The sequence below is a fragment of the Demequina globuliformis genome (genome assembly GCF_000975155.1).
GTDB lineage: Bacteria > Actinomycetota > Actinomycetes > Actinomycetales > Demequinaceae > Demequina > Demequina globuliformis.
The window spans coordinates 1,559,237-1,577,850 of sequence record NZ_BBRG01000001.1 but is presented as its reverse complement, the minus strand read 5'-3'; the positions used below and the strand labels follow the sequence as shown (position 1 = coordinate 1,577,850).

Genomic DNA, 18,614 nt, shown 5'->3' with positions numbered 1-18,614 from the left:
CCCCTGTGACGGGTTCGACAAGCCCATTCCGGCGCGTCGGGCGCGCGAACGTGCCCTAGTGTGGTTTCCGGTATGGATGACGACGGCATCGAATCAGACGCATGGGCCGCTGAACAGGGTCCCGGCCCTGGCACGCCCATTCCCGCGACCGCGGCCTGGCGCGAGGGTGACCACCCCGGGCGCCGCCAGTTCTTCGACCTAGGCGACCTCCCGCTCGAGGCGGACCCGATCGGCGTCCTGCCACAGGCGCGGATGGCCTACGAGACCTGGGGCGAGCTGAACGCAGCCAAAGACAACGCGGTCTACATTGCACACGCGTTGACCGGTGACAGCCACGTCTTTGGTCCTGCTGAACCCGGCCACCACACCGGCGGGTGGTGGAACGCGATGGTCGGCCCAGGCAAGCCGATCGACCCCGAGCGTCACTTCGTCGTGTCCGCCAACGTGGTGGGCGGCTGCCAAGGCACCACGGGCCCGTCCTCCGCCCATCCCGACGACGGCGAGCCGTGGGGCTCCCGCTTTCCGTACGTGACCATGCGCGACATGGTGAACGCGGAAATTCGACTTGCTGACCATCTTGGCATTGACCGCTGGCGCCTCATCGCGGGGCCATCGATGGGCGGCATGCGCGCCATCGAGTGGACCGTCATGGCACCTGAGCGGGTAGGTGCCATCGCGCCAGTGGGCTCGACAGCCGCCACCAGCGCCGATCAGATCGCATGGTCGACCGCACAGTTGGCCGCCATCACCGCCGACCCCAAGTTCCGCGGTGGCGACTACTATGCAGCGGCCGACGGCGACGGGCCCCATGTGGGCATGGGTGTGGCACGCATGATCGCGCACACCACGTACCGCTCGGAGAGCGAACTCCAGGAACGCTTTGGGCGCACGTATCAAGAAGGCGGCGATCCGCTCGGCAAGGGCGGCCTGTTCGCCATTCAGAGTTACCTTCAGCACCACGCCCGTAAGCTCGCGCGCCGTTTCGACGCCAACACCTACGTGCGTTTGGCACAGGCGATCCAGTCGCACGACGTCGGACGTGACCGCGGCGGCGTCGAAACTGCGCTCGCCCGGTTCACCAGCCCAGCATTGGTGGTGGCCGTGGATTCCGATCGCCTCTACCCACTGAAGAACTCGCAGCGGCTGGACGCTGCGCTGTCAGGGTCGCTTGGCGTGAAGGTGGTGCATTCACCCGTGGGCCACGACGGCTTCCTGGTGGAGTCCGGTCAACTCAACGCCTTCATGGCGGAGTTTGAGCAGGGCCTGTAGCCACCCGAGCCCGTCACGTCGCGTAAGGTGCGCGCCCAGGACTTAGGGCGCGTGTCCGAGGAAGATCATCGAGCAGGCCATCCCGCCAATCTCCTCGCCTGCAGCCGCGACCTCAGAGTTGTTTGCCGCGGAGACCGGCACACACCCCACGCCCGCGACGTCAAAGGCGGGGTCGACCAGGTTGGGGTATTGAGTGTCGTTGGCTGCCCAAGTATCAACGACCTCCACTGCCGTCTGGTCGGAGCGTGAGACGTTCTCACCTGCATAGTCGTAGTCGCCGCAGTCCGCCGGCAGGTCCTGACGAGGCACGTCGACCGCACCGGGCAGGAGCGATGCTCGGGCAACGGCGTAGTCCGCCAGGCAGCCCGAGTCGTCGAGCCGGTCTATGCCCTCGTCGAGCCTCAAGGCATTGACGGCGTCAAACACGTCCTGAGCGAAATCATCCGCGGGCGGGAGCTCGACGCTCGAGGAACTCTGGGTACAGCCGGCTAGCACGGCGACGACGACGAACACGGGAACAAGACGGCGAGCAAGCACGTACCCAGGGTAGGCCCCCGGTGAAGGTGGCCCGAGCATCGGCCCTCCACTGTCGCTACTGCCGTGTGCCGCCCAGCCGTTGAGCGAGGAGCTGCGCCAGGTGGAGGCCGCGCTCTCCCGCGAGGTCCTCGGCCTGCGTGCGGCAACTGATCCCGTCCGCCAGGTACACACTGCCTTCAGGGGCGCTGCGCAACGCGGGCAGCAGCGAGTTCTCCGCGACCGCTACGGAAGTGTCATAGTGGCCCTTCTCGGTGCCCCAGTTGCCCGCCAGGCCGCAGCACCCTGCGGTCTCCGTCACCGTCGCCCCTGCCTGCGCGAGGAGTTCACGGTCCGCACCGAATCCCGTCACCGAGTACTGGTGACAGTGCGGCTGGACCACGGCCGTGACATCGTCCAGCCGGGGTGGCACCCACCCTTCGCGTGGCTTCACGGGGGCACGGCCGGTGAGGACCTCGGCCAGCGAGTAGGTGCCGCCGGCGACGGCGCGAGCGCGAGGGTCATCCGGCAACAGCTCCACGAGGTCCGAGCGCAGCACTGCCGTACATGACGGCTCGACGCCCACGATCGGGATGCCGTTGACGGCGACGGGCCCCAACACCTGCAGTAGGTTGCCCAGAGTCTTGCGCGCCGCATCCAACTGGCCAGTGGAGATCATGGTCACGCCGCAGCACGCGGACTGCTCGGGCACCACGACTTCGAAGCCCGCGTCCTCAAGCACGTCCACGATCGCGGCGGGAACCTCGGAGTCCAAACCATCTGTGAAGGAGTCTGCCCACAACACGACCCGCCGCTCCCCCGCTTGTGGGGTGGTGGCCGATGCGCGGCGAGCCTTGGCTACCGCGCTCCGGCGGAACGGGGTCGCCGAGAAGGTGGGTAGATGACGCCGGGTGTCCATGCCTGCCATCGAGACGGCGGCCTTCTGGATCCACGCCGGCTTCAGCAGAGTGTTGATGAGGCGCGGGGCAAGACCAATGACCTTCAGCCAGCGCGGAAGCCAGCCGATGCTGTAATGAGTGACCGGGCGAATCTTGCCCTGGTAGGTGCGGTGCAGCGCTTCCGACTTGTACGCCGCCATGTCGATGCCGGAGGGGCAGTCGGTGGAGCACGCCTTGCAGCTCAGGCACAGGTCGAGGCTCTCCCTCACCTCTGGGGCCGCTAGCCCACCAATGAGCTGTCCGTTGATGGCCTCTTGCAACACGCGCGCGCGCCCGCGGGTGACGTCCTTTTCATCCTTGGTCGCCGTATACGAGGGACACATGAAGCCACTGCCCGAGCCAATGGCGTCCGCCCGGCACTTGCCCACCCCGGTGCAGCGGTGCAGTGCCTCGGTCATATCCCCGTGATCGTGCAGGAACGCGAACCCCGTGGTGGCCGGTGTCGCTGGCGCGGCTGGGCGCCGCAAGTCGAGGTCGAGGGGCGCAGGGTCGACCACGATCCCTGGGTTGAGGGCGTTGGCGGGATCGAAGAGAGCCTTCACCTGACCGAAGAGGTCGATCGCGTCAGGAGAGTACATGTGGTGGAGCAGTTCACCGCGGGCACGGCCGTCGCCGTGCTCGCCCGACAGCGACCCGCCATGACTCGTGACGAGCGCGGCGGCATCCTCCATGAACGCGCGCAGGGGCTTTCCGTCCTGCTGCAAAGGAATGTCGAGGCGAACGTGAATACAGCCATCGCCAAAGTGGCCAAAGGGCTGGCCTGTCACCCCGTGGCGCTCCATGAGGTCGTCAAAGTCCCGTAGGTAAGTGCCGAGCTTCTCCGGGGGCACCGCGGCGTCCTCCCAGCCGGGCCAGCACTCTTTGTTGTCAGCACTGCGCCCCGCCAAGCCCGCACCGTCCGCGCGGATCGCCCACAGTTGCGCAGCTTCGCGGGGGTCCTCGACCACTGTCACCGAGGTGGTGCCGGCGGAGGCTCGGATGCGCCCGAGTATCTCGCGCGCCTCATCCTCCGTGTCAGCACCTACTTCAACGAAGAGCCACCCGGCTCCAGCGGGCAGGGCGGGAATAGCCGCGTCACCCTTGGCCGCGCGGATGCGATCCACGAGCCGGGCGTCGAGCCCCTCCACCGCGTGCGGACCATGGGCCATGATCGGCATCACGGCGTCCGCGGCGCTGGGCATGTCGTCGTACCCAAAGGCGACGGTGAGGCGCACTGGCGCAATCGGCACAAGCGCGACCGTGGCCTCAACCGTGGTCGCGAGGGTCCCCTCCGTGCCGACCAGGAACTTGGCGAGATCCCCTCCTAGTTCCGGCAACAGGTGCTGAAGCGAGTAGCCGGACACCTGGCGCTCGAACCGCCCGAACTCCTGTCGGATGAGCGCGAGGTTGGCGCGGATGAGTTCATCGAGTCCTGCGATCGCGTGGGTGCCTTTGCGCGTCGCAGAGATCTGACGGCCGTCGCCCGTGATGGCTTCAAGACTGATGACGTTGTCAGACGTCTTTCCGTACGCGACCGCGTGGGGTCCGCAGGCGTTGTTACCGATCAGCCCGCCCAGCGTCGCGCGCGAAGTCGTGGAGGGATCGGGCCCGAACCGCAGTCCGTGAGGCGTGGCCGCCGCCTGCAGGTCTCCCAGAATCAGGCCGGGCTGCACGCGCGCTGTGCGCGTTTGCGGGTCGAGCTCGAGCACCGCATTCATGTGGCGGCTGGTGTCGATCACCACGGATGGGCCGATGCTGTTGCCGGCGACCGAAGTGCCGCCTCCACGCATAGTGACGGGGGCGCCTGCCTCGCGCGCCGCGCTGAGGGCTGCCATCAGGTCCTCGGCGTCGCGGGGGAAGACCACCACCTGCGGCGGGACCCGGTAATTCGAGGCGTCCGTTGAGTACTCCGCTCGGCGGCGGGGCGAGTCGTCCACCTCGCCGGCCACCGCTGCACGCAGATGCGCCGCGAGGGCCGTCTGTTCTGGAGCGATCGTCACGTCCGTCATTGTTCCACTGATGCGCGCGCCGGATGCCACACGCGATGGCCTCTAGTCCGATCGACGCGCCACGACCGTTCGGGTCCCGCCGGGTGCTGGACAGCGCCAGTAGTGTCGCCGTGGCTCCTTATCGCTTTCGATAGTGTTGCAGCCACTGCGAAGATAACAGTGTGACTTTTGTCACACTGGCTCACACCTTGTCACTTCCTTCACTTCTGTCACACTCTGCCGTTGCGCGTGTGAGAAATGTCACTAGCGTTGAAGTCGTGTCGGGGTGCTGAGGGGTACCGCAGGGGGGTACCCGCCTCGACGAGGAGGCAGTGATGAAGCTGAGGGTCAAGTTCGCTGCGGTTGCTTCCGCAGTGGCGCTTTCCATTGTTGGTTGGGCTATCCCAGCTAACGCCGGCGAGTACACGGGCATGCGTGTACTCCAAGCCGTGCAAAAGGAGGTGAATGACCTCACCTCACCCGACGATGTCGACGAGGCGGACGGCGCCGCCAGCCAAGACCCACCTCCGGATGAGTCCAGCCCTCCGGCTGACGAACCCGAGGCGCAGAAGTCCTCCGGCGACGCGAAAGAAGAGTCGACGGAGGATGCTCCCGCGCCCGCGGCCGAGGAGCCCGCCAAGAAGGAAGAGGAGCCGCCCGCAAAGAAGGACGCCCCCGCAAAGGAAGAGGCGCCGGCGAAGAAAGAGGCACCCGCCGCGCAAGAAGAGCAGCCCGCTGAGACCGAAAAGTCATCGGAGCCCGCAGCGGAGGAAGAGCCCGCGGCAGAGGACAAGAGCGAGGCCCCCGCGCAGCGCAGCGCCGCCGAGGTCCCCTCGCTTCCGCTAGGCGAGGGAACGACGTACTCCGGCAACATCCGGCTCAAGGACATGCAGCGTCAATACCCCAACCTCTCCTGCTATGCGACTGAAGGTCGCAAGAGCAGCCCCCACGGAACGGTGGTGAAGAGCACCTCCCAGGCTGAGTGGGACTCGGTTCAGCTCAAGCCAGCGCCTCAGGGGTATGAGTACGAGGTACTCGCGGTCAAGGGTGACAACGCCTATGTCGTGTACCAGAACCCGACCACTGGAGTCCTGTACCAAACACCCGACCGCGACGGGAAGAAGAACCCCGACGTCTCGCACTGGATCGTGTGCAAGAGCAAGACTCCCACCCAAACCGATGTGTGCAAGAACTGGGACGGCACGCAAACCACCGTTCCCGAAGGCATGCAAAGCGACGGCAAGGGCAACTGCTGGTACGACGTATGGGTGTGCTGGGAGGTGCTGTCCGACGACTTTGACCTTAACGACGCGGGCGAGCCGATCATCAATGACGCATGGTTCACACCGAAGCAAAAATTCATCCAACAAGCCGGCTCCAAGGCCGGGCTCAAGGAGTGCCTGAACTACGTGCCCGAGTGCGGCACGGAGACCTGGTTCCAGCTCGACAAGTACAAGATCGCGTCGACGGAAGACGAAGAGCTGTTGGAGCGCCTCAAGCGCGACGGGCTCGGCGGGGTCGACGGCGACGGGAACGCCGAGGACTACGAGATCTGGAACGACTACCGCACCGCGGCCTTCGTCCACAAGACAGGAGTTGACTGCACAGCGACGGGACAGGTGGACATCTGCCAGCCCACCGGCCAAGGAGGCCACACGCTGCAGACCATTACCTGGAACTACGTCAAGAGCCACGGTAGCGAGCCGACCGTCACGCTTTCTCCGCAGATCGCTGACGGCGCGGTGCACCCCGCCATCGAGGTTCGTGACCACAACGGTGCGGTGTTCCGGACCATTGAAGCCTCCGACTTCGACGGCGACATCGCGGCGTACATCGCCAACAACTGCGAGCCGCCCGTCACCGATCTTTGTGAAAACTTTGAGGGAGTGCAGGCCGAACTCCCCGCTGGCTGGTACGTCAAGAACAATGGCGACTGCGCCTACGACGTCTTCGTATGCTGGGAAATCAAGGCCAACGTGACCGGTCAGCCCTCCGAAGGCGCGGCCAACCTGTTCGACCCCAAGCAGCAACTCAAGCAACACCTCTTCCAGAACGCAGAAGGCACGGTGACGCTGTACTCGCTTGAGGACTGCTGGGACTACGTGCCCGAGTGCGGCACCACCACGTGGTTCCAACTCGATCACTATGTGATCGACAGCAACCGAGACCGGAACCTCATTGATCGCCTGCTTGAGGCCGGCGAACTCGGGTGGGACAACGGTCCGGAAGACGCCAGCATCTACAAGACTCACGTCTTTGTCCAGCGCAACGGCACGGACTGCACCAACAGCGGCACCGTCGACGTGTGCTTGCCCGACGACTCCCGAGCGTCCGGCCTGGCTCCAGGAACCATCTCGTGGTCGTACACCAAGAACGCCAACGGCACCGTGACGGTTACCACCGACCCTGCGGACCTCACCGGCGTGATTCACGACGGCTTCACTATCCTCACTCACCACGAGCCTGCTGAGGAACACAGCACCGTGGCAAGCACCTGGGACGGTGCGGGTAGTTTCGCCCTGTTCCGCGAGAACGGCTGCCAAACGGATGTCGATATCTGCGTTCCCGTCGACAATCAACAGGAACGTTCTGCGGGCCCAGCCGGACCCACCAACCCATGGACCCTCATGACCGTCACGCAGCAAGAGCGCGTGGACGACTATCCCAACGCGCCGGAGCCCAACGCGCAGGGCTTCTGCGAGTTTGAGATCTACATCTGCTGGGAGATCAAGGGCGGTATCGACCTCCTGGCCTGGACCGACGCAGCGGGCGCAAAGAACCCCGTCTATGTCGCCAACTTCAGCCCGACGCCCCAGGAGTACGTCGGTTGGGGCACCAGCTTCGAGGACCTCAAGGACCTCGAGAACTGTGCGCCAGAGCCAATCTGTGGTGACGTCACCGCGTTCCAGCTCGACCTGTACGACATTGCCTCAACGGAAGACTGGGACACGCTGCTCTCCCTCATCGCCAATGGCCTTGGCATGGATGGCGGAAGCTACGGCGACCACACGATCTACGGTGGCGACCACCTCATCATCAAGCAACAGGCAGACGAATGCGTCCAAACCGGCACCGTGCCGGTGTGCCTGCCAGGCGACAGCGCATCTGGCCTGGTGCAGGGGCTCATGACGTGGACATACACCAAGAACTCAGACGGCGAGGGCTACACCACTGACTACGCAGGGCCTCACCCGGCGTACACAGTGACCAACCACCTCGACGACGTGTTTGAGAATGTCGCTCAGCACGCCGAGTGGAACCAAGCGTTCTACGACAACGGCTGCCAAGACGACGTGGACCTCTGCGTTCCCGTCGATGGACAGCAAGAGCTGACACTCGCTGCAGTGGAGTCCCCCACCGGCGCAACGAACCCCTGGATGGTCATCACTGTGACCGAGCAACAGGCCAAGGACATGTACCCCAACGCGTTTGCGCCCAACAAGAGGGGCTTCTGCGAGTACCAGGTTTACGTGTGCTGGGAGATCCAAGCCGACGTCGACGGCACTCCGACCGACGGAGCGGCGTACCTGTTCGACCCCGAGCAGCAGCTAGTGCAGTACGTGTACCAAGACGCAGACGGGTCAGTGGACTTCTCTAGCCTCACCGACTGCTACGACGACACGCCGCGCTGCGGCGACGACACGTGGTACCAGCTCGACCTGTACACGATCGACAGCGAGTCCGATCACGCACTACTCGACCACCTGTTGTCGACTGGCGAACTGGGCTACAACGGCGGCCCAGAGGACGCGCAGATCTACACCGACCACGTGTTCGTGAAGCGGTCAGGGCAGGACTGCACCAACACGGGCACCGTGCCGGTATGTGTCCCGGATGAGGGGTCTGCATCCGGCTACATCCAGGGGCTCCTGACCTGGACCTACACCCAAACCCTTGAAGGCGAAGGCTTCACCACCGACTTCACGGGCCCACACCCGGCGTTCACGGTGAAGAACCACCTCGATGAATTGTTCGAAGACGTTGCTCAGCACCCCGAGTGGAACCAGGCGTTCTACGACAACGGCTGCCAGGACGACGTGGACATCTGTGTGCCGGTCGATGGACAGCAGCAACTCACTGCGGCCATCGCCGAAGGCCCCACAGGGCCCACGAACCCCTGGATGGTCATCACCGTGACCGAGCAACAGGCCAAGGACATGTACCCGAACGCGTTTGCGCCCAACAAGAAGGGCTTCTGCGAGTTTGAGGTCTTCGTCTGCTGGGAGATCAACGGCGGCGTGGATCTTCTCGCCACCACTGGTCCCGCCGGCGCCAAGACCGGCGTCTTCAAGGCCAACTTCACGCCCGACAAGCAGACCTATGTGGGTTGGGGCGACAGCTTCGATGCCCTCAAGGCGCTCGAGGACTGCGCGCCTGAGCCAGTCTGCGGCGAGGTGACCGCGTTCCAACTCGACAAGTACAAGATCGCTTCCACCGGCCACTACAACACGCTGATGGAGCTGATCGCCAACGGCCTCGGTATGGACGGCTCCAAGTATGCCGACCACGCACTGTACAAGGACCACCTCATCATCAAGCAGGTCAGCGACCCGTGCGTGAACTCCGGCACTGTGGACGTCTGTGTGCCAGATGACAACGCGGCCTCTGGGTACTCGACCGGGACCGTGACGTGGACCTACACCAAGGCGCCCGATGGCACGGAGACGGTCACCATCGACCCGACCGATCTGACCGGCTATCTCCATGCAGGGTTCGAAGTCCTGACTCACGAGGAGCCGGCCGAGGTCCACAGCGCGGTCGCAGCGACCTGGACCTCAGAAGGCCCGTTCGCCGAGTTCTACGACAACGGCTGCCAGGGCAACGTCGACATCTGCGTGCCTGCTGGCGGGGAGACCGACAATGATGCCCGCGCGATGGCCATCACCGACCGCGGATATGTGCGGATGACCGTCACCGAGCAGGAGTTCGCGGACTACTACAGCGACTACCCGCAGCCAGTGAACGGCGATGACGAGTGCGCTCCGATCAACGGCACCTTCTACCTGTGCCACGCTGGCACGCCTGACGATGAGGACGGCTACCGCAAGGTCGCAATCCGCTGGAGCGCCGTGGGCGACGAGCTTTCCTTCGTCCATCCCGACCGCTGGGAACGCCACAGCGGTGACGGCGACAACCACGCTGGCGACATCATTCCGGCCGTCACCATCGAGAACCTCGGCACCGAACTGATGAGCTTTGAGGGCCGCAACACGGACCTTCTCTACTTGCTCGTCGGGTTCGATTGCAACCCGGTTCCGCCGGTGTCAGCCGTGGATTATGAAACGCCCACGTGTGAGGACCCGAATGTTGCCGCCACCTATACCGTGACGGTCGGGTCCGCGCGTTCTGCGCAACTCGAGTTCACGCTCGAGGGCACGACATTCCACGGCAACGACGTGCCTGCCAGGGTTCTCGGCACCGCCACCCGCGGTGGAGTGGAACAGGTCATGAACCTCGGGGACCTCTCCCCCGGGACCTACACGATCACTGCGCGGAGCCCAGGAAGCGAGGTCGTGGATGAGCTCTTCACCACTGAGTTCACCATTCCGGTGCCGGAGGGATGCGCCACCATTGACCCGAGCGTGCTCGGCGGCATCTGTGACGCCAATGCCCCTTACCTCCAGTGGACTGTGGTGCTCGAGGACGAGTACACCGAGGTCGAGTTCGGCGAGGATGGCACGGCTGAGGCGCAGCTGACCTTCCTGCACCCCACCGACGATTCTCAGAACTACTCCATCCCAGTGGTGCTGGACCAGGCACTCGCTGAGGTGCTCGCCGACGATCCCGAGACGGACGCGGACGAGACCGGATGGCTGCGCTGGACCGGTGTGGTCCCCTGGCCCGGCACGGCTTTCGTTGACGGCGTCGTGGTCGAGTGGCCTGGTTACGAGACCCTCGCCGATGGCACGTATGAGAACGTCGGCGACGGCAACTTCGGATGGACTCGCAACGGCGTCAGCATCAACGTCAGCGTCAACCCTGAGGTGACGATCGACTCGGTCGCCTACCCTGCGGCGACCGACGACTGCGATGTTCCGCCCGTCGAGATCTGTGTGGCTGCTGACGACGGCACTGGCGAGATGTCGACCATTACGGCCGATGAGTACGACGCCAACCGCGACGCGTACGACCTGTGGGATGAGGAAGCCGCGAACAACGGCTGCCCAGAGCCCATCGATCCCACGCTCGCCGGCTCGCTACTCAGCAGTCTGTGCGTCGCAGACTCGCCGTGGCTCACCTACAACGTCGAACTGACGGACCCGCAGAACAGGTCCACGGACGACGGCACGGCGACCATCACGTTCGTCCACCCCACGGATGAGAGCCAGAACGTCGAGGTGCAGGTGGCAATTGGCGACGGGTACGTCCTGTGGCCAGGAGCCAGCGTTGCCCCGGCAGCCGGCTACACCGCGGACCAGATCGATCCCACGAACCCGGCAACGTTTGTACCGACCGGCTGGCCCGGTTGGGCTCAGGACGCCACGGGCGCATGGGTCGAGGTCGGCACCAATAACTACGGGTGGACTCGTCACGGCATCGAAGTTCGGCTGGACGTCAACCCGACCACCTCGCTGACGGTCAACTACCCGCCGCCCACGCCCACCTGCGTGACGGCGCCGACCGTGCAGACCGTGAGCACCAACGCCCCGGCAGCCACGCCGGTGAGTGCGGCGGTGATCACCTACACCGGCTGATCCCCCCTCAGCCGCTCCAAGGACGCCCGTCCTGCACACCTCAGTTGTGCAGGGCGGGCGTTCGTCATGGCCAGGCTGCACTGGCCGCGTGACCGCCCCACGCCCATCGTCGATCCACGCGTGACCGGGCTTCCCGATCCACGCGTGACCGGGCTTCCCGATGGCTCACCTCATGGCTGGCGTGCGGCCGCGCAGCAGCACTCGCCCGGCGACTGAATCACAGCCGCGGGCGGGCACGCGGGACCTCACCTCAGTCAGGCTGTGTGCACCGTGAGCCGCACTAGGCGGTCGTGACGGGAGCAGCGTCCTCGGAGATGTACACCGGCGTCCCCAATGGCAGGCCGTAGTCCGTGACGAGCTCGGTGATGACATCGTTGGCCATGCGGATACATCCAGAGGACACGTATTCGCCCAGGGAGTCGGGCTCATTAGTGCCGTGCATGCCGATGATGGCCTCACCGCCGTTAAAGGTCTCGAGCACTGGGGAGTACCCGGATAGTCCGTATGCGTAGGTGCCGTAGGGGCCGTCGGGCGTTTCCGGCTGCAATAGCTCGCGAATGTAGTACACCCCGCCTGGTGTGGGCCGGTCATCCGTCCCCACGCCAATCGGCGTTGTCACGACGGCATCCGCCCCCTGATAGACCGTCAAGGTGAAGTCATCCAGCCCTACCTCAACGCGGTAGTCAGTGCTGCTGAGGGTGACATCGCTCGCGGGAATCCAGCCGGTGGATCCGTTAGGGCGGACCGGTAGGTACACCTCAAGCCAGCCGTCGGTCGCCTCCTTCACCAGGAAGGTCAGGGGCGTCGACTCCGGCACGGACAGCACGTCGTTCGCATCGATTTCTTGCTGAACGTCGCCGTCGGGAGCGTCGTAGACGGTGACGGTCGCACTTGGCGCCGTCGCGATACTCGACTGCTGAATCACCTGCGGAATGGCGAGGTCGGGCGAGGCGGTGGGGCCGGAGGCCGACACCGCCGGCTGGGGGGAAGCGTCGGTGGTCTCCTCCAGCCCAGAGTCGCCGGTGCAGCCGACCAACGCCACCGCGGCGACGCTCGACAAAGCAAGCACGCGCATTGACCGTGTCCACGTCCTCATCGCCGCTTCCGCCCCTCATCGGATATCTCTCGAGTCTAGTGAGCATCGACGCGTCGCGCGAGGGCGCGCACGCGTGCGCGCGCGGCCGTACGATGAGCGCACCTGCAAGAGGAGAGAGCATGTCCGAGACTATGGTGCGCGACTCTGACCGCGTCTGGGTCAAGTTGCGCGAGGGGCTGCGGGCGATCGCGAATCCCGCTTCCGTCAAGGGCCTCATCGCGGCCATCGGTGGGGCCGTCGTGCTCCTGTTCCCCGGGTTCTCCACGACGGCCGTATCCGTGGCGGTGGGCGCCGCGATCGCGGCCTCAGGGGTCCTCGATCTCGTGTCCACCTTCACCGGCAAGCACCGCCTCCGCCGCCGCTCCAACCGAGTACTCGCGTTCATTCGCGGGCTCGGGGCGCTGCTGCTCGCCGCGGTCATGGCCTTCTTTGCGTTTCAGGGCGCGGTCGGTGCAGAGCTCGGCCTCGATCTCGTGGTGTGGCTCACCGGCCTTTACGTGATCTTCCGGGGGACCGTGTATGTGATCGGAAATGCGGTTCGCCGGCGCGTTTCCCACCGTGCACTCAAGTTGACGGCGGGCGTCACCGTCACCGCCGTCGGGGTTCTGGCCGTCATCTCGCCCGGCACCGTTACGTCCTCGATGATCTCCGGCATTGCCGTGGTCGCGCTTGTTCTGGGCCTCGTGCTGGTCACGTGGGGCCTGCGCCGCGCGGAGGGACTCGTGCCGTCGCAAGCGGACCCGTACCGCGACGGCGTCGCGACCGTGTTGTGGGACTCGATCAAGAACTCCGACATTGGCCGCGAGCGCCGGGAGGAGCTCGCTGAGGGCCTGTATTACGAATCACCCGCCCGGCTGGCAAAACGGACCGCCTTTTGGGTCATGCTCGTCCTGTCCGTCGCCATTGCGACCTTCGCGGTGCTCGCAGACTCGACCGCTGTGGTCATTGGCGCGATGCTGGTGGCGCCGCTCATGGGCCCCATCCTGGGGCTGGCGGGAGCAATCATCAACGGGTGGAGGCGCCGAGCCATCGACTCCCTGCTCATGGTGGGCATGGGTGTAACGGTCTCGATCCTGCTGTCCTACGGCCTTGCCGCGTGGGCTCCGGTCGCCGTCGCATTCGACACGAACACGCAGATTGTCTCTCGCGTCAATCCCACCTTGCTGGACATGCTCATCGCGATCGCTGCGGGTGCGGCCGGGGCGTTCGCGACCGTCGACAAGCGCGTCTCCGCGTCCATCGCTGGCGTCGCTATCGCGGTTGCGCTCGTGCCGCCATTGTCGGTGGTGGGCATCTCGCTGGGGGCGACGCGGTGGGCCGATGCCTCGGGCGCACTTTTGCTGTTCCTCACCAACTTTGTCGCCATTGTGCTGTCGGCGTGTGCGGTCTTTGTGCTCACCGGTTTTGCCCGGCCTGCGGTGCTCAAGTCCCGCACGTCAGGCATCCTCACCACGGTCATCCCGTTTGTCGCGCTCGCCATGGTGATCCTGGTGCCGCTCATGTTTACCTCGCAGGGCCTCCTCGCGACCGCGGCGATCCAGTCAAAGGCGCAAGGGATTGTCGACGAGTGGCTGGGCGAGGACACACCTGTGCAGGTACAGGACATTTCTGTGGCTGCGGACGGCGTCACGGTCGCCCTCGCCGGAGAAGGCGAACCGCCATCCGCGCTGGCCTTGCAGCAGGAGTTCACCGAGGAACTGGGGCGGGCGGTGAGCGTCACCATCGAGTTCACACCTGTGACCGTCACGACTGTCGAGGCTCCCTCGAACTAACGGTAGAGAATTCGCATCTGTGACCGATCCGTAGCACCGTGGAAGGGTCCCGACCCCAGGAGGAGCCATGCCCGCCACACGTGAAACCGCGCTGATCTCGCGCGTACCCCAAGAGCTGTTCATCGGCGGCTCGTGGCGCCCGGCGGCCGACGGCGCCACCCTTGACGTCACCGACCCGTCCACGGGCGCGGTCCTCGCTTCGGTCGCGTCAGCGACGGTGGCCGATGGCACCTCGGCGCTTGATGCGGCAGTCGATGCCGCGCCAGCGTGGGCGCGCACGCCCGCACGGGAACGCTCGGAGATTCTGCGCCGGGCGTTCACGCTCGTGACGGAACGCGCAGAGGAGTTTGCGCTCCTCATGACGTTGGAGATGGGCAAGCCCCTCGCCGAGTCCCGCGGTGAGGTCACCTATGGAGCAGAGTTTCTGCGGTGGTTTGCCGAGGAAGCGGTGCGTTCAGCAGGCACCTACGGCGCCCATCCGGAGGGGTCGGGGCGAGCCATCATCAGCCGTCACCCGGTGGGCCCGTGCTACCTCATCACGCCGTGGAACTTTCCGCTGGCCATGGCGACCCGCAAGATTGCTCCCGCGCTTGCCGCGGGCTGCACCATGGTCGTCAAGCCTGCGGGCGCCACTCCGCTGACGACCTTGTTGTTCGCCTCGGTGCTCCATGAGGCCGGCGTTCCCGACGGCGTCGTTAACGTCATCACCACGGCGCACTCTCAGGCAGTCTCGGAGCCCCTGATCCGCGACCCCCGCCTGCGAAAGTTGTCCTTCACCGGCTCCACACCTGTGGGGGTCTCGCTGCTTGAGCAGGCCGCGACTCACGTGCTGCGCACCTCGATGGAGCTCGGAGGGAATGCCCCCTTCGTGGTGTTTGACGACGCCAACATGGACGCCGCCGTGGATGGGGCGCTCGCCGCGAAGTTCCGCAATATTGGCCAGGCGTGTACCGCGGCGAACCGGTTCTTGGTGCACCAGGACGTCGCTGAAGAGTTCGCCGCACGGGTGACCGACGCCGTCAGCACGATGAAGGTGGGCCGGGGTACGGAAGAGGGCGTGAGCATCGGCCCTTTGATCGACCGTGACGCCGTGGAGAAGGCCGATGCACTGGTGACGGACGCACGCGAGCGCGGCGCGCGCGTGCTCACCGGCGGGGCCCCGCTTGAGGGCGACGGCACGTTTTATGCGCCGACCGTGCTGGCCGATGTGCAGCCGGGGTCACGCCTGTTGCGCGAGGAGATCTTTGGGCCAGTCCTGGCGATCGCGACGTTCAGCGATGAAGACCAGGCGGTCGCGATGGCCAATGACACCGAGTTTGGCCTCGTGTCCTACGTCTTCACGGAGTCCCTCGCGCGTGGTCAGCGCATGATTGACCGGTTGGAGACGGGCATGATGGGGCTCAATGTGGGAGTCGTGTCCAACGCGTCCGCACCCTTTGGCGGCTGGAAGCAGTCGGGGCTGGGCCGCGAGGGTGGCGCGGCAGGAATCCAGGAGTATCTGGAGACCAAGTACACGATGACCCCGTAGCGGCTACGAAGGGTTGCGGCGCCCAAAGACCACGTGCAGAAGCGGCACCAGGGAGCCGATCATGAGCAGGTTTCCCAGCGCCGGACTACTGGAGTGGACCAATGCTCCGGAGACAAGGAGCGCGCCAAACACCATTGCTGAGATCAGTCGCCGCCCGGTCCACTCCAGCCGGGTCATTGCTCGCTCAACCTTGGGCGCCACTACCCCGATGCGGCCCTCTTCGACACGCTCCAAGGCGGAGTCGAGGCGGCGGGGCAGGCGCCAGGCGATGCCCACCAGGTCGACGGCCTCTCTCGCAATGTCGCCCACCAGTTGGCTGGACTCCTCGCGCAGGAGTTGCGCAGCGTATGGCTCGATGGAGTCCCATACGTTGAATGCGGGATTGAGCCCACTACATACGCCTGAGGTGAGCGACACCGCTCTAATCAGGAGCAGGTAGTCCTCAGGCAACTGGAAAGGCATCTCCACCAGCACGTCGGCAAACTCGAGAGCGAAGTCCTGCAGCATCTGCGGGTCGGCATCGCGAAGTTCGGTGACCGCCATGCCTCCAAAGCGTGCGAACACCTTGGTCATGACGCGCTCAAGTTCGTAGGTGTCGGCGCTGTCGAGCAGCACGCCGGCCTCCTGCATCGCGGAGACCATGCCGCGGCCGTCGCGGGCCGCGGAGGCAACCAAGAGCGCCCGGAGCGCACCGCGCAGGTGCTCCGGCACCTCGCCCATCATCCCGAAGTCGATGAAGGTCAGGGTCCAGTCCCCGGCATCGCCCTCGCCGGGTGTCACAAAGAGGTTGCCCGGGTGAGGGTCCGCGTGGAAGTAGCCGTGGGTGAAGAACTGGTCGTACATCACGGACGCGAAGGCGTTCGCCACATCCGCTGGGGCAATGCCGGCCTTGCGCAGTGTCGCGACATCGGAGATCTTGATGGCGGAGACGTCTTCAAGCGTGAGTACCCGCCTGGTGGTGCGCTCCCATGCCACGGTGGGAACGCGCACGCGCGGGTTGTCCGCAAAGTCAGCCGCGAAGCGTTCGGAAGCGGCGGCCTCGTGGAGGTAGTCGATCTCCGCACGGCTGGTGCGGGCGAACTCCTCAATCAGGGCGGGCATGTCGGTGCGCTTGTTGACTACGCGGAACCGCCGCAACCAGCCGCCCACGCGCCGCAGCGCAGCGAGGTCGATGTCGACGATCTCGCCTATGTTCGGGCGCTGGATCTTGATCACGACGTCGGCAAAGCCCATCTCCGCGACGTCCGCGTCCTTGAGTCTGGCTCGGTAGGCCTGGCCTAGGGACGCGGCCGCGACCGGCACCGGATCGACATGCGCGTACACCGATTCGAGGGGCGCCCCGAACTCCTCCAGTGCCAGAGCGCTCATCTGGTCGAACTCGACGGGTGGCACCTCGTCTTGGAGGCCCTCGAGCTCCTTGGTGATCTGCGGCGGCAGTACGTCGAGCCGCGAGGACAGGAACTGCCCCAGTTTGATCATGAGCCCGCCAAGCTCGACCGCGAGCACGCGGAAGCGTCGCGCAAACGTCTCCATGCGCTCCGCGCGCGTGCGGTCTGCGATGCCTCCCAGGCCAATGCGCGGGAGCACAAGATCGAACCACCAGATCGACGCGAGGTGACGCGCGGCGAAGCGCACAATGCGTCGGTAACGGGCCCGCCCGTGGGGGGTGTCAGACATCAACTCTCCTCGGTCCCACCGGGACCGACGAGGACCCGTCAGTCCTCAGCGAGGATCGAGTAAATCTTACGTCGCGACTCGTTGAGGACCTCGGTCACGCGGCGCTGCTGCTCCTTGGTTCCGGAAGTGGCGACTTGGCCCGCGGCCTGCGCGAGGTCAAAGCCAGCCTTTGACAGTGCGCTGAATTGGCCAGCCTCGGGCTCGTCTGATGCAGCCCAAGGGGCCGATGCCGCGGCGGCTGCCGCTTGCTCCGTCGCCTCTGGGGTCAGGGTGTACACCTTGCGGTCTTGAACGGTTTCTGCCGTCACCAAGCCCTCGTCAGCAAGCAGCTGGAGCGTGGGATACACCGAGCCAGCGGAGGGCTTCCACCTGCCGTCGGTGCGCTCTTCGATCTCGCGGATGATTTGGTAGCCGTGCATGGGGTCCTCCGACAAGAGCGCGAGGACGGCCGCGCGCACATCGCCGCGGCCCATGCGGGTGCCAACCTTCTTCTCTACGCCGGCGCGCATCTGCTGCACGGCCTCCCAGACGGCCTCACCGGGGTTCGAGTGACGGCCCGCTGAACGGAATCCACTGGTCATGGCGACCTCCTTGCCACGCCGCCCACGGGCGGCTGAGCGATAGCGAACGATAGTGAACGATACGTTGCTATCGTCACACGGTGCTGCCGCGCGCGCAACCACAGCGAGCCGAGGGCCTGTCCCCCGGTCACCCTCCCGCCCGCGTCACCCAGGCATCGGCCCCCAGGGAAGCAAGCGCGACCCCGGCGCGTTGACGCAGTCGTCACCCACCACAGGAGGCACCTATGGCACCCCAGGAATGGTCAGACAAACGCGAACGTCAGTACGCGCACATCAAGGACTCCGCGATGGAGCGGGGCGAGAGCGAAGACACCGCCAAAGAAATCGCCGCCCGCACCGTCAACAAGGAGCGGGCCCGCGCGGGCGAGTCCGAGCAAGCCTCGCGCACGTCGACCGAGGACATGTCCAGCGGCGAGCGCGGCGGCAAGCGTTCCCACAGCGGCGCCAAGGGCCGCACCAAAGACCAACTGTACGAAGAGGCCAAACGCAAGGGCGTGGACGGCCGCTCCACCATGACCAAGGACGAACTCAAGGACGCCGTCGACGACTAGGCCGAC

11 protein-coding genes are annotated in these 18,614 nt (G+C 65.6%); 6 read left to right on the top strand and 5 right to left on the bottom strand.

Annotated elements, in window-relative coordinates; all coding sequences use genetic code 11:
• The first annotated feature begins 72 nt into the window (after positions 1 to 72).
• Positions 73 to 1,269, top strand: a complete 1,197-nt coding sequence (metX, locus tag AOP75_RS07360) for a homoserine O-acetyltransferase MetX (RefSeq protein WP_083966768.1) — start codon at positions 73 to 75, stop codon at positions 1,267 to 1,269.
• Positions 1,270 to 1,311: 42 nt separating this feature from the next.
• Here the strand turns inward: metX and AOP75_RS07355 are convergent, their stop codons facing one another.
• Together AOP75_RS07355 and AOP75_RS07350 are read right to left on the bottom strand one after the other, a co-directional pair.
• Positions 1,312 to 1,806 (bottom strand): CAP domain-containing protein, encoded by a 495-nt coding sequence (locus AOP75_RS07355; protein WP_161794555.1) that lies wholly within the window; start codon positions 1,804 to 1,806, stop codon positions 1,312 to 1,314.
• Positions 1,807 to 1,861: 55 nt separating this feature from the next.
• Complete coding sequence (locus AOP75_RS07350; RefSeq protein WP_062077825.1) at positions 1,862 to 4,729, bottom strand: FAD-binding and (Fe-S)-binding domain-containing protein; 2,868 nt, start codon at positions 4,727 to 4,729, stop codon at positions 1,862 to 1,864.
• Positions 4,730 to 5,043: 314 nt separating this feature from the next.
• On the opposite strand from AOP75_RS07350, the gene AOP75_RS07345 reads away from it, so the two are divergent.
• Together AOP75_RS07345 and AOP75_RS12640 are read left to right on the top strand one after the other, a co-directional pair.
• Positions 5,044 to 11,403 carry a hypothetical protein gene (locus AOP75_RS07345; RefSeq protein WP_062077823.1) on the top strand — a complete coding sequence of 2,120 codons (6,360 nt, stop codon included), beginning with the start codon at positions 5,044 to 5,046 and terminating at the stop codon, positions 11,401 to 11,403.
• A gap of 66 nt (positions 11,404 to 11,469) precedes the next feature.
• Positions 11,470 to 11,619 (top strand): hypothetical protein, encoded by a 150-nt coding sequence (locus AOP75_RS12640; protein ID WP_161794554.1) that lies wholly within the window; start codon positions 11,470 to 11,472, stop codon positions 11,617 to 11,619.
• A gap of 64 nt (positions 11,620 to 11,683) precedes the next feature.
• On the opposite strand, the gene AOP75_RS07340 is transcribed toward AOP75_RS12640, so the two are convergent.
• Entirely contained in the window at positions 11,684 to 12,478 is a 795-nt protein-coding gene (locus tag AOP75_RS07340) for a L,D-transpeptidase (protein WP_062077821.1), read from the bottom strand.
• Between the two features lie 140 nt (positions 12,479 to 12,618).
• On the opposite strand from AOP75_RS07340, the gene AOP75_RS07335 reads away from it, so the two are divergent.
• Both AOP75_RS07335 and AOP75_RS07330 read left to right on the top strand, forming a co-directional pair.
• On the top strand, positions 12,619 to 14,271 hold the full coding sequence (locus tag AOP75_RS07335; protein WP_062077819.1) for a DUF389 domain-containing protein: 1,653 nt from the start codon (positions 12,619 to 12,621) through the stop codon (positions 14,269 to 14,271).
• A gap of 67 nt (positions 14,272 to 14,338) precedes the next feature.
• The gene (locus AOP75_RS07330) at positions 14,339 to 15,799 is read left to right on the top strand and encodes an NAD-dependent succinate-semialdehyde dehydrogenase (protein ID WP_062077817.1); all 1,461 of its coding nucleotides are present in this window, start codon (positions 14,339 to 14,341) and stop codon (positions 15,797 to 15,799) included.
• A gap of 3 nt (positions 15,800 to 15,802) precedes the next feature.
• Here AOP75_RS07330 and AOP75_RS07325 read toward each other — a convergent pair whose 3' ends face one another.
• Both AOP75_RS07325 and AOP75_RS07320 read right to left on the bottom strand, forming a co-directional pair.
• Complete coding sequence (locus tag AOP75_RS07325) at positions 15,803 to 17,476, bottom strand: ABC1 kinase family protein (protein ID WP_062077815.1); 1,674 nt, start codon at positions 17,474 to 17,476, stop codon at positions 15,803 to 15,805.
• Between the two features lie 38 nt (positions 17,477 to 17,514).
• Positions 17,515 to 18,057 (bottom strand): PadR family transcriptional regulator, encoded by a 543-nt coding sequence (locus AOP75_RS07320; protein WP_062077813.1) that lies wholly within the window; start codon positions 18,055 to 18,057, stop codon positions 17,515 to 17,517.
• A 224-nt stretch (positions 18,058 to 18,281) separates the two neighbouring features.
• On the opposite strand from AOP75_RS07320, the gene AOP75_RS07315 reads away from it, so the two are divergent.
• Positions 18,282 to 18,608, top strand: coding sequence for a hypothetical protein (locus AOP75_RS07315; RefSeq protein WP_062077811.1), 327 nt, complete (start codon positions 18,282 to 18,284; stop codon positions 18,606 to 18,608).
• Positions 18,609 to 18,614 lie beyond the last annotated feature (6 nt).